The sequence below is a fragment of the Stenotrophomonas sp. YJH_SMC_119 genome (genome assembly GCF_059368315.1).
Window position 1 is genome coordinate 476476 of the sequence record NZ_JCAFRP010000001.1, and the last position, 12485, is coordinate 488960.

The 12485-nt window shown below is 64.8% G+C and carries 13 protein-coding genes; 1 reads left to right on the top strand and 12 read right to left on the bottom strand.

The window, feature by feature from the left end; genetic code table 11:
- Positions 1-194: 194 nt before the first annotated feature.
- From AC5P6S_RS02135 to rimK, 5 genes are all read right to left on the bottom strand, one after another.
- Positions 195-1523: a sensor histidine kinase gene (locus AC5P6S_RS02135; protein WP_005410803.1), complete on the bottom strand. Its 1329-nt coding sequence runs from the start codon at positions 1521-1523 to the stop codon at positions 195-197.
- Between the two features lie 4 nt (positions 1524-1527).
- Positions 1528-2205, bottom strand: coding sequence for a response regulator transcription factor (locus tag AC5P6S_RS02140; RefSeq protein ID WP_005410804.1), 678 nt, complete (start codon positions 2203-2205; stop codon positions 1528-1530).
- 8 nt (positions 2206-2213) lie between these two features.
- Positions 2214-2684: a hypothetical protein gene (locus AC5P6S_RS02145; protein ID WP_005410805.1), complete on the bottom strand. Its 471-nt coding sequence runs from the start codon at positions 2682-2684 to the stop codon at positions 2214-2216.
- Between the two features lie 89 nt (positions 2685-2773).
- A complete protein-coding gene (locus tag AC5P6S_RS02150) occupies positions 2774-3250 on the bottom strand; it encodes a hypothetical protein (RefSeq protein WP_235643456.1) in 477 nt (158 codons plus the stop codon).
- Positions 3251-3496: 246 nt separating this feature from the next.
- Positions 3497-4375: a 30S ribosomal protein S6--L-glutamate ligase gene (gene rimK / locus AC5P6S_RS02155; RefSeq protein WP_062605774.1), complete on the bottom strand. Its 879-nt coding sequence runs from the start codon at positions 4373-4375 to the stop codon at positions 3497-3499.
- 129 nt (positions 4376-4504) lie between these two features.
- Between rimK and AC5P6S_RS02160 the strand changes: the two genes are divergently transcribed.
- Positions 4505-4942: an acyl-CoA thioesterase gene (locus tag AC5P6S_RS02160; protein WP_005414313.1), complete on the top strand. Its 438-nt coding sequence runs from the start codon at positions 4505-4507 to the stop codon at positions 4940-4942.
- On the opposite strand, the gene AC5P6S_RS02165 is transcribed toward AC5P6S_RS02160, so the two are convergent.
- From AC5P6S_RS02165 to arsC, 7 genes are all read right to left on the bottom strand, one after another.
- A complete protein-coding gene (locus tag AC5P6S_RS02165; protein ID WP_065183906.1) occupies positions 4943-6097 on the bottom strand; it encodes a hypothetical protein in 1155 nt (384 codons plus the stop codon).
- Between the two features lie 74 nt (positions 6098-6171).
- A complete protein-coding gene (locus tag AC5P6S_RS02170; RefSeq protein WP_043034313.1) occupies positions 6172-6576 on the bottom strand; it encodes a DUF805 domain-containing protein in 405 nt (134 codons plus the stop codon).
- 904 nt (positions 6577-7480) lie between these two features.
- A complete protein-coding gene (locus tag AC5P6S_RS02175) occupies positions 7481-8344 on the bottom strand; it encodes a universal stress protein (protein ID WP_495204444.1) in 864 nt (287 codons plus the stop codon).
- Between the two features lie 14 nt (positions 8345-8358).
- Positions 8359-9837: a SulP family inorganic anion transporter gene (locus tag AC5P6S_RS02180; protein WP_025513230.1), complete on the bottom strand. Its 1479-nt coding sequence runs from the start codon at positions 9835-9837 to the stop codon at positions 8359-8361.
- 303 nt (positions 9838-10140) lie between these two features.
- The gene (gene chrA / locus AC5P6S_RS02185) at positions 10141-11343 is read right to left on the bottom strand and encodes a chromate efflux transporter (RefSeq protein ID WP_495204445.1); all 1203 of its coding nucleotides are present in this window, start codon (positions 11341-11343) and stop codon (positions 10141-10143) included.
- Positions 11343-12065 carry an arsenical resistance protein ArsH gene (gene arsH / locus AC5P6S_RS02190; protein WP_495204446.1) on the bottom strand — a complete coding sequence of 241 codons (723 nt, stop codon included), beginning with the start codon at positions 12063-12065 and terminating at the stop codon, positions 11343-11345. The genes chrA and arsH overlap by 1 nt, the downstream gene beginning before the upstream one ends.
- On the bottom strand, positions 12058-12480 hold the full coding sequence (gene arsC, locus AC5P6S_RS02195; protein WP_227364569.1) for an arsenate reductase (glutaredoxin): 423 nt from the start codon (positions 12478-12480) through the stop codon (positions 12058-12060). Before arsC ends, arsH begins: the two co-directional genes overlap by 8 nt.
- Positions 12481-12485 lie beyond the last annotated feature (5 nt).

The window sequence follows — 12485 nt, forward strand, 5'->3', positions numbered from 1 at the left end:
AAGTGCGGCGCGGGCTTGCCAATGCGTGCGTTGGAACACGCGCCGGGCGCGGCAGCGATCACGGTGGTGTCGTGTCGGGCCTGTGATGCGATGTCCGCGTGCGGGGGATTCAGTGTCACAAGCGACACAGGGCGTGATGCAAGGTCGGCAGGGTCCGTGCCGACCAAGGTCGGCACCCACCAAAGCAGGGCTGCTTACAACGGCTTCGGCGAGAACGTCAGGGTGGCGATCACGCCACGCTCGCCACCGGGACGCACGCTCACCTGCCAGCCGTACAGGTCGCACAGACGGCTGACGATCGACAGGCCGATGCCGCCGCCCTGCGAATGACCAGCGTGCGTGCCGCGGTAGCCACGCTGGAACAGCTTGGCCGCATCTTCCTCGCTCAGGCCCGGGCCGCTGTCGGTCACCGACACCGAATTGGCGCCCACGAAGACGCGTACTTCGCCATCCTGCGAGTACTTCACCGCGTTGCCGATCAGGTTGCCCAACGCCACCGACAGCGCCGCCTCGGGTGCATCGATCACCAGGTTGCGCTCGCCTTCCAGCAGCAGCTCCAGCGGCTTGCCACCCAGCTGCGCGCGGTGCGCATCCAGCAGCTGCTCGGCCACGCGGGCCACGTTGCTGGTGCCCTGCCCGCGCTCGTTGCGCGACAGCAGCAGCAGTGCGCCGATCAGGTCGCTGCACTGCTGCTCGGCACGCTGGATACGCTGCAGGCGCTGCAGCACCTTCTCGTCCAGGCCGGGCCGGGTCAGCAGCAGCTCGGTGGCACCGCGGATCACTGCCAGCGGCGTGCGCAGTTCATGGCTGACGTCTGCATTGAACTCGCGATCGCGCTGCACCACTTCGGTCAGCCGCGAGGAATAGTCGTCCAGCGCCTGTGCCAGCTGCCCCACCTCGTCATCGGGAAAGCGCGGCGCCAAGGGCTCGGGCTCACTGGTACCGCCACGGTACGCACGCAGCCGCGCGGCCAGGTCCGACACCGGCTTCATCACCTTCGACGCCGACCACCAGCCCAGCACCAGCGACAGCACGCTGAACACCAGCACCGACAACACCAGCGCGCGGTTGAGCTGCTTGCCGCCGCGCACGCTGTCGGTCATGTCATAGGCGAGGAAGAACCAGGCGTCGTCGGCCTTACGTACCGCAAGCTTGTAGGCATACGGCTGCCCCTGCTCGTCGGTGCCACTGAGGTTGTAATTGCCGTTCTGCAGGTCGGCCCACTGCGGCCACGACTCGCGGGCCTTGTCGAACTTGTCAGCCGAGTAGGCGTACGCCCGGATCTGCTGCACGGGCACTGCCGGATTGCGCCCCGGATGCTCGTAGAAGCGCCGCGCATACTCTTCGATGTTGTGGTTGATCACGTCTTCCACCAACTGGTTTTCCACCCGCATGCGGGCCCAGTTGGTGGCGAACGCGAACAGTGTCGTCAGGCAGAAGCCCAACAACACGAACGAGACGATGATGCGGCTGCGCAGGCGCCGCCGGTATGGCGTGCGCCGGCGCTCCCCCTTGGCTGCCACGGAATCAGGCTTCCGGGGTGGCGATGCGGTATCCGATGCCATGGCGGGTCTGGATCAGCGGCACTTCAAACGGCTTGTCGACCACCGCACGCAGGCCATGGATATGCACGCGCAGCGAATCCGAATCAGGCAGTTCCTCGCCCCACACGCGGGTTTCCAGCTCCTGGCGGGTCACCACCGCCGGTGCCGCTTCCATCAGCGCCTGCAGGATCTTCAGCGCAGTGGGGTTGAGCTGCAGCAGCTTGCCCTGGCGGCGCACTTCCAGCGTATCCAGGTTGTATTCCAGGTCGCCGGTTTCCAGCACGCGGGTCTGCACGCCCTTGCCGCGGCGCGACAGGGCGTTCAGACGCACTTCCACTTCCTGCAGCGCGAACGGCTTGATCAGGTAGTCATCGGCACCGGAATCGAAGCCGGCCAGCTTGTTGTCCAGCGAATCGCGGGCCGTCAGCATCAGCACCGGGGTCTGCTTGCGCGCTTCATTGCGCAGCTTGCGGCAGACTTCGATGCCGTCCATGCCTGGCAGGTTGAGATCCAGCACGATCGCGTCGAACTCGTGCACCACAGCCAGATGCAGGCCGGTGACCCCGTCAGCCGCGAAGTCCACCGTATGCCCCCGGTCCTCCAGATAGTCGCCCAGGTTGGCCGCAATGTCGCTGTTGTCTTCGATTACCAGGATTCTCACTGTCACCTCTAATTGACTGTACTGCCGGCGCGCATGACCTGCCTCATGTCCTGCTGTGCCCGTTCCTTCTGCCGAGCGCGCTCGGCAACGGTCATGCACTGCGTCGTGGTCCGGTTGGAACCGATGGGCTTTTCACGTTGGCATATTAGACGACTATCTTCACGCGCCTGTGTCAAAACCGTGTTCACGACCTGCTGATCGTTGAAGACCTGGGTTTGCACCGGTTCAGGCATGGAATCGCGTGCCGGGTACTGCTCCACCGCTGCGCGCATGCGTGCCAGGGCGTCGTTGACGCGGGTGCGCTCGTCCTGCTTGAGTTCCGAATAGGTTTCGCCGTCCTTGAGCTCCACCTCGATACGCGCGATCTGCTGCTGCAGCGGCTGGCCGGGCACGAACACGTCCTTGCCCCTGGATGCCGATGCGGTACTGACCAGGGCGAGTCCTGACAACAGGACGGCCGACATCAAAGCCTGTTTCATGGCAAACAAATCCTTGTCTGTGGCGAATCCCGACTCTATTCGCACCCCCTTCACGCCAGCAAGTGCCAATGGTCGGGGCAGCGGAAGCCCTACCGCGAGCTGGCAGGGTTGAAGTTGTTGAAGGTGCGCTGGTCGTTCAACAGCGCCTTGCCCTTTTCCTCGATCCGGCGGCGTTCGGCCACTGTCAGGCAGCGGCTTTTGGGCATGTTGCTGCCGGTACTGCGCATGTGCTGGCAGATCTGCCGGCTGTCCTCGTGGGCGCGGGTGAGCAGGGTATTGATCCGCTCCTGGTCGTTGAAGACCTCCCCCTGCACCTGCGGCGGCAGTTCCTGCACGCTCTGGTGGCCGCCCATCCGCGCGGTGATCCGGGCCAGCGCTTCGCGCACGGTGCTGCGGTCATCAGCGGAAATCTCGCTGTAATCGCCATCATCCAGGGCTTTTTCGACCTGGCGCACCTGCTCGGCCACCGGCGACTGCCGGTCCATCTGCACAACGGATTTCTCCGGCTTGGCCGCAGCAGATCCGGCCAGGCCCAGCAACAACGCGATCATCGTGATGCGGTACATCGCCAGCCTCCGATCCATCCAGGAACGATGGGGGCCACTCTACGGCCGTCACGCCACCTCCACAAGGGACAGCGGGCAGGCATAAAAAAGACCCAGGCGGTGCCCCCGCCTGGGTCTGAAGTTGTATCCCGATACCGATCCTGCTGAGAGGCAGAGCTGCGGTTCGCTGAAGCCTACGCGTGGGCCGATTAAAGGCTTGTTAAAGCCGGCCTCATCCGCCCGTGAGAATCTCAAGCCGCTGAATAATCAGGGTTTTTTAAGCCTCTCGACGTGCTCGATGATGCGCGTGGCCACGTCCACCCCGCACGCAGCCTCGATCCCTTCCAGCCCCGGCGTTGAATTGACCTCCAGCACCAGCGGGCCGCGCGCGGAGCGGATCAGGTCCACCCCGCACACCGACAGTCCCAGTGCCTTGGCCGACCGCACCGCCACCTGCTGCTCGGCACGGCTGGCCTTGGCCGCCACCGCCGTACCCCCGGCATGCAGGTTGGAGCGGAAGTCACCTTCCGGCGCCTGCCGCTGCATCGAGGCAACCACCTGGTCACCGACCACGAAGCAGCGCAGGTCTGCGCCCTTGGCCTCGCCGATGAATTCCTGCATCAGGAAATTGGCGTACAACCCGCGCAGGGCTTCGACAATGCCGCGCGAGGCGCTGGCCTTCTCGGTAAGGATCACGCCGCGCCCCTGGGTACCCTCGTTGAGCTTCACCACATGCGGCGGTGGGCCCAGCATGGACAACAGGTCGACGGTGTCGTCGGGGTTGTCGCCGAACACAGTAACCGGCATGTCGATGCCCTTGGCCGCCAGCAGCTGGTGTGCGCGCAGCTTGTCGCGCGAGCGCAGGATCGCGTCGGACGGATTCGGGGTGCGTGCACCCATCAGTTCGAACTGGCGCAGCACGGCCGTGCCATAGCGGGTGATCGAGGCACCGATGCGCGGGATGACCATGTCCACGCCGGTCATCGGCCGGCCCTTGTAATGCATCGAAAAGCCATCGGCGGCAATGCGCATGTAGCAGCGCAGCGGATCGAGGATGCGCACGGTGTGGCCGCGCGCGCGCGCCGCCTCGACCAGCCGGCGGGTGGAATACAGGGAACTGTTGCGGGACAGGATGGCGAGCTTCATCGCGGCAGGATCGGGCGGCAGGCGCGCAGCATAGCGCGGGCGTGTGGCGGGTGGATGATGCCCTGCGGCGTGGCTTGCTCCGGCGCAGGCGGCACACTGCGGGGGCAGGCCAGACCGCAAGGAAACCCGATGTCGATCACCGTATTCCCGCGCTTCTCCGAAGTGGATGTACTCGGCCACGTCACCAACACCGCCCTGCCCGTCTGGTTCGAGGAAGGCCGCCAGGAGATCTTCCGGCATTTCAGCCGCGAGGCCAGCATGCGCGACCTGGCACTGATCCTGCGCCGCTACGAGATCGACTTCCTGCAGCAGATACAGGCGGGACACGAAGTGCGCATCGAGACCCGGATCGAGAGCATTGGCCGCTCCTCGCTGTCGATCGTGCAGCAGGCGTTCCAGTTCGAGGCCCTGGTAGCCAGCGGCCGCTGCGTGATGGTTCATTTCGACTACACGGCCAACGCCTCGCGCGAGATCGATGCGGAGCAGCGCCAGGCGTTGTCGGGGCTGTTCACCGAGGAATATGCACAGTCGCTGCGGGAAACGAGCGCGCGCGCCGCCGAGGCCTGATCAGCGCGAGGGAAGGCGCAGCCTGAAGCGCCCATCCCGGGCGCGCAGCGCCAACCCGGTTTCCCGCCATTCCACAGGCAGCTCCAAGGCTGTGTGGCGCGTGGGGTATCGATGGACGGCATCGAACTCCCAGCGTTCCTCATAGGCTTCGCACTGCAGTGTGCCGTCATCGTCAGCATCGATCACATTGATCCAGGCCATGCTCCGGGCCTTGCCGAAGCCCCCTATCGCATGACGGGCAAAGGCTTGCCAACGACCCTGCCAGCAGACAAGCCACACGCCCTCGATGGGTCGCAGGTTCTCATCAAGCACACTGCCGGCCACCACCAGGCAGCGTCCCGACGGGCTTGCGATCACGGTCTCCAGATCACAGGCATGGCGACCACTGGAGGTCTCGTCAAGGTAAAGGGCATACGGGCAGATGCACGCGAACAGGGCCGGATGCGCAGTCACGCGCAGATCATCGGGAAGCAGCGGGACCGCGCGCAGCACCCGGGCATCAGGCAGGACGTGCCTCAGCTCCCGCGGCCATCCGGCGGCCAGCGCCGGATGTCCGTGCTCCAACCATAGGCCTCGGCAGGAATGCAGCTGGGTCACGCCGCCGGACTGGCTGCGCAGCCACGCCGCCGCCCCCGCCTCCCCATCGGTCTGCAGGCGCTCGCCCAGCTGCTGCCGGAACTGGCCGGGATCAGCCGCAAGCACCTGCACCGTCTTTTGGCGCTCGTCGTAGACGATCACTGCTTCGCATCGATCAACATACCCGCTGGCCAGGCGCAGCGCGCCTCCCGGCAGGTCCTGCCATTCACCACTGGCATCACGACTGCCTCCAGTGGATACGCTTTCGACGATGGCGCCATCGCGCAGCATCTGCGTGCTGTACGCCGGTCCGCCCATGCCCAGCTCGCCCCAATCCAACAGCACATCATGTGCGGGCGGCCGTTCGGCAAAGGGCTTCATCGATCGCGAGCGCAGTCGTGAGCCGCCCACGGCATTGCCGACCAGATCGATTCGCTGCAGCGCGCCCCCCAACGCAAGGCACACGGCAAGGCCGACAATCACTCCCAGAGGCGACCACCAGGCCACACAGACGGCGACCAGGGCCAGGAACGGCAACCACTGGGTGTAGCGCCGCAGGGCGGTTCGATCAAGGGACATGCGGATGAGAGAGGCGCCCCAGCGAACCGTCGACGTCTTCAATGCCGATCCGATCGATTGCGGCCGATGCCGGTTCAAGCATCCTGCGCTCCTGGAACTGCGCCAAATCGATTCTCTTCCTCGCTCCCGGGAAGCAGCATGACCGGAAAGAGGACGAACACCCCCAAGGGAATGAACGCGATCACGGTGTACCAGCCTGACTCGTCGATATCGTGCAATCTCCTCACGGTCAGGGCCAGCATCGGAGGCAGGAAGACGAAGACAGCGCAGACGGTCATGACCCATCCCACCTTCCACAGGCTCTCGGACGTTTCCCAATCCAATGACAGGTACCCGACCAGCCAGTAACCGCGATCCATCACGCTGTAGCTCACCGCCATCACGAACCCGGCCAGCAGCGAATACGACCAGAACTCCCGCCGGTCGGATCGTCCGGAAAAATCAAAGCATCGCCTGATGGGCACAAGTGCAGCGATCATTCACGCTCCGGGCAATGGATGTTGGGCGTCAACAGCTGACGATCTTCTAGCATTGCGAAGCCAAGCATCAACTGAACCCCGCAGCTCGACCGGGCCCGGGAGGCCACAGCAGCAGCTGCAGCAGGGCAGTTCCTGTCCTGCAGGCTCTGCGCAAGGATGCATTCGGACACGACCGATCCGGCCAAGGGATGTTTGCGAAGCGACGTCCAGCCCTGGCATTCACCGGGCATCTCGACCGGGATCCATGCGCGGAAAAGCGGGGTGCGGATATCGCGGAGCGTCTGCCTGATGCAGACCGCTGGAGACATGGAGCGGGTGAAGGGAACATCACGCCGCACTCAACCCGTTGACTGATAACGAGTTTCTTCCATGAGCGCCATGGAATTGGACCAGATTATGTACCAGCCCCACCTGCCCGGCAATCCGGGATCGTCTGCCATCGCCCAGCAACGCCCATGTACAGCCACAAGGGTCATGTTCAGACGCGCCTACAGGCCGAGGCTGTGTTTCGCTGCTCCGACGTTTGGAACGTACTCCACACCAACGTCCTCCAGATCGGCAGCGATTCCATCTTGAAGACGTCGGGTTCTCGGCACGTAGTCCTCCTTCGTCTTCGACGAGGCGGACACGATCGGCGCCGACAGCCTGCCTTGTCCCCTGAATCCTCCAGCCTTGTGGACCTGCGTGCACCTCTTTCTCCAAATGTCGAGGGAGTGCAGTGGGCACGGTCTTGCAGTTGCCTTCCCCGTAGCGCGGCGTTCTCGCCGTCATAGGCGGCGAACGCTTGTGCGGGCTGGCATCCTGGTGCTCCCACCTGGTGATCCCAAACTGCTTGCGCCGTGCCGAGTCCTGAATGCTTGGGGCATTCCGCCCGACACATTCTCAAGGATGAAGACGTACCAGACTATCGAAGCAAGAGCGTTGGAACCCGCGACGAACGCAGCAACTCAGTCGTCTTGCTACCGAACAGCAGACTGCGAACCGGCGAATGCCCGAACGCGCCCATGATCAGTATGTCGATGGCCTGCTCGCGCACCGTTCGGGCAATGACGTCCTGTGCGTCGCCCGCGGCCAGCGAAACCGTCACCTCGAAGCCTGCGGCCTGGAGGGTGTCCCTCGCCCAGTCCAGAGACTTCGGGACGTTTTCGCGGTGCTTGCCCGACATCAGCAGCAGGATGGGCAGGCCGCGCAACAGCGGACTGCCCGCCACCATTTCGACGCCGCGGCGCGTGACGGCGCCGCCATCGAAGGCGATCATCACCCGCTCGGGCGCCTTGAAGTCCTCGGTCACGGTCAGGATGGGCCGGTTCAGCGCACGCACCAGATGCTCGACGTGGTGGCCCAACTCGTGCTGCGCCTTCTCGGCGCCTGCCCCGCGTCGGCCCAGCACCAGCAGGCGCACGCCTTGCGATTGCTCCACCACGGTTTCTTCCAGCGCGCCGTGACGCTGGCGCACATCGACCCGCATTGCGCCGGCAGCCAGAGCTCGCTCGCGCAACCGATTCAGGAACAGCCGGCCGTGCTCCCGCGCGCCCTTGGCGCGTGCTTCATCTTCGGCCGACAGTTGGGCCAGCAGGCCTTCCTGGGCGTCAATGCCGATGGCGCCGCTGTGGTCATTGCCCGAGGCCCGTTCCGGGTGGCTGTCGATGACATGCAGGAACTCCAGGGGCGCCATCATGCGCCAGGCCGCCCATGCGGCGTAGTCGGCCACATGATCCGCATATCGGGATTGATCTACGCAGGCCAGTACCTTGTTTTCGTTTTTCATGGTCCGTTCCTTTCTCAATGGCCCGCAAGCATGTCGGCGGCGCCGTCCTTGTCGTGGACGGCGAACTTGTCCACCATCGTGGCGCTGGCTTCGTTCAGGCCGATCACTTCCACCTCCGTGCCTTCTCGCCGGAACTTGATGACCACCTTGTCCAGCGCGCTCACCGCGGTGATGTCCCAAAAATGGGCGCGGCTGACGTCAATGCGCACCTTGTCGATCACTTCCTTGTAGTCGAAGGCGTTGGTGAAACGCTCGGCCGAGGCAAAGAACACCTGGCCGGTGATGGTGTAGGTGCGCATGCGGCCTTCGTCCTCGGTGCGCGAGGACGCATGGAAGATGCGGCCCACCTTGTGCGCGAAGAAGAAGCCCGACAGCAGCACGCCGACCAGCACGCCTTTGGCCAGATCGTGGGTGCCCACCGTCATGGCGACGGTCGCCAGCATCACCACACTGGAACTCTTGGGGTGCTCGCGCAGGTTGCGAAACGAGGCCCAGTTGAAGGTGCCGATGGACACCATGATCATCACCGCGACCAGCGCGGCCATCGGGATGCGTGCCACCCAGTCGCCGATGAACACCACCATCAGCAGCAGGAACACACCGGCGGCGAGCGTGGACAAACGGCCCCGGCCGCCCGATTTCACGTTGATGACCGACTGGCCGATCATGGCGCAGCCCGCCATGCCGCCGAGAAATCCGGTGGCGATGTTCGCCACGCCCTGACCCACGCATTCGCGGTTCTTGTTGCTGTTCGTGTCGGTCAGGTCATCGACGATGGAGGCCGTCATCATGGATTCCAGCAGGCCCACCACCGCCAGGGTGGCCGACACCGGGAAGATGATCTTGAGCGTCTCCAGGTTCAGCGGCACTTCAGGCAGCAGGAACACCGGCAGGCTGTCGGGCAATTGACCCATGTCGCCCACGGTGCGAATGTCTAGGCCCAAGAAGATCGCCACGGCGGTCAGCACCACGATGGCCACGAGCGGGGACGGTACGGCCTTGGTGACATACGGAAAAAGGTAGATGATGCCCAGACCCGCTGCCGTCATGGCATAGACGTGCCAAGTCACGTTTGTCAGCTCGGGCAACTGGGCCATGAAGATCAGGATGGCCAGCGCGTTGACGAAGCCGGTGATGACCGAGCGCGAGACGAAGCGCATCAGCGCGCCCAGCTTGAGCCAGCCCGCGACGATCTGGAGCACGCCGGTCAACACGGTGGCGGCCAACAAATATTGCAGGCCGTGCTCCTTGACCAGCGTGACCATGACCAGGGCCATGGCGCCCGTGGCGGCCGAGATCATGCCGGGCCGTCCACCGGCGAAGGCGATGATCGTGGCGATGCTGAAGGAGGCGTACAGCCCGACCTTGGGATCGACACCGGCGATGATGGAAAAAGCGATGGCTTCGGGAATCAGCGCCAGCGCGACGACGATGCCTGCGAGCAGGTCGTTGCGGACGTTGGACAGCCAGTCCTGGCGAAAGGACTTGATCATTGTTCTATTCCGAGAGAGGACTCAGCCACGGGCTGGAACGGACACAAGCGCGAATGCGTCTTTCCGAACCCGGAATAGAAAGCCGTCCCTAAGCAAAAAAAGGGGACGGCAAGACGCAGTCAAACGGACGCGCAGCCTCGTGCGAGCAAGAAATGAGGAGGGAAAAGCTGGCTCGCAGCGAGAATGAGACTTACACCGGTGGGAACTCCAATTGACTGCGGACAGAGGCGAAGCCCCTCATTTTAAAGGAGTTGCAGGCCAAAAGCGAAAACGCCCACCCGGAGGCCGACCGGGCAGCTCCCATCAACGGGCCAAGACCCAGCCGGCGGCCGATGCCAGGACAACGACCAGAACCGGCGGCGCCTTGCCGATCACCAGCAAGCCGAATGCCGCGAGCGCGAGCCCAAAATCCGCCCGATTCTGGATCGCACTGGTCCACACCGGGTCGTACAGCGCCGATAGCAGGATGCCCACCACCCCCGCGTTGATGCCCGCCATCGTGGTCTGAATGCCCTGGCGATGACGAAGGCTCTCCCAGAACGGCAGTGCACCCACGAGCACCAGCAAGGCCGGCAGGAAAACCACCCCCAGCAGCGCCAGTCCGCCCCACCAGCCGTGCAGCGGCCCCTGGGCCACCGCGCCCAGATAGGCCGCGAAAGTGAACAGCGGCCCCGGCACCGCCTGGGCGGCGCCGTAGCCAGCCAGAAAGTCGGCGTTGCTGACGGCGCCACTGGGCACCACGGTGGCTTGCAACAGCGGCAGCACGATGTGGCCCCCACCAAAGACCAGCGCGCCGGCGCGGTACACGCCTTCGAGCAGGGCCAGGACGGATGATCCGCTGGCCGCCGTCCACAGCGGCAGGCCGACCAGGGGCAAGGCGAACAGCAGCAAGGCCACGACGCCGAGCTTGCGTGAGACAGGATAGGCATGGGGCTGGCCGCCGGCCGGCTGCGACAGCTTCAGTGCCCAGCGGCCCAGCAGGCCCGCGACGACGATGGCGATGACCTGTCCCGTAGCCGATGGCAGGAACAGGGTCAGCAACGCGGCCAGAATCGCCAGCGCGGCACGCGGGCGATCCGGGCAAAGTGACTTGGCCATGCCCCATACCGCTTGCGCCACGACGGCCACGGCGACGACCTTCAGCCCGTGCACCCAGCCCGATGCGGCCAGCCCTTGGTACTGGGCGATGCCGAAGGCGAACAGGATCAGCGCGATGGCCGACGGCAAGGTGAATCCCGCCCAGGCGGCCAGCAAGCCGGACCAGCCCGCACGCCCAAGGCCCAGCGCCATGCCGACCTGGCTGCTGGCCGGGCCTGGAAGGAACTGGCACAGGGCGACCAGATCGGAGTAGCCGCGGTCGTCCAGCCAGCGGCGGCGTTCGACGAACTCCGTGCGGAAATAGCCCAGATGCGCGATCGGCCCGCCAAAGGAGGTCAGCCCCAGCCGCAGGAACACCAGAAAAACCCGCCAGGCGCTGTCGCGCTCTGCGGTGGTGGGTACTGTCATCAAATAGCCTCTTGCTTCATGCGCTTGGACAGCGCCTCGGCGCTCTCCTTGCGCTCGCTGTAGCGGTCCACGAGGTACGGCGCTACATCGCGCGTGAGGAGCGTGAACTTCATCAACTCTTCCATCACGTCCACGATGCGGTCGTAATAGGCCGAAGGCTTCATGCGCCCGGCGTCGTCGAATTCCTGCCATGCCTTGGCAACCGAGGACTGGTTGGGGATGGTCAGCATGCGCATCCAGCGCCCCAGCACGCGCATCTGGTTCACGGCGTTGAAGGACTGCGAGCCGCCCGAGACCTGCATCACCGCCAGCGTCTTGCCCTGAGTCGGGCGCACCGCGCCGACCGACAGCGGAATCCAGTCGATCTGGGTTTTCATGAGGCCGGTCATCGCGCCGTGGCGCTCGGGCGAGCACCACACCATGCCTTCGGCCCATTGTGTGAGCGCATGCAGTTCCTGGACCTTGGGATGATCGCCCGGGGCATCGTCCACCAGCGGCAGGCCCGAGGGATTGAACATCCGCGTCTCGCCGCCGAGCGCGCGCAGGATGCGCGCCGCTTCCTCGGCGGCCAGGCGGCTGTACGAACGCTCCCGCAACGAGCCATAGAGCAGCAGAAAGCGCGGTGCATGGCTGCCGCGCTCGGGCGGCAGCAGCCGCGCTACATCCGGTTCCTGAAACAGCGTTGTGTCGATGTTGGGTAGGTCAAGTCGCGCTTCAGACACGGCGGCCCTCCGCGTCGATCACCGGCTCACCGTCTTCCTTGTTGAACGCGCCGCGCTGGGGCTGCGGCAGGATGTCCAGTACTGTTTCCGAAGGGCGGCACAGGCGCGTGCCCAGCGGCGTGACCACGATGGGTCGGTTGATGAGAATGGGGTGCTGCTCGATGAAATCGAGCAACTGCTCATCCGTCCACTTTGGATCGCCCAGGCCGAGTTCGGCATAGGGGGTGCCTTTTTCGCGCAGCACGTCGCGCACGCCAAGGCCCGCATCGGCCAGCAGCTTGACCAGCGTGGCGCGATCGGGTGGCGTCTTCAGGTACTCGATAACCGCGGGCTCTTCGCCGCTGTTGCGGATCAGCGCCAGCGTGTTGCGCGACGTGCCGCAGGCGGGATTGTGGTAGATCGTGATGGTGCTCATGGGCA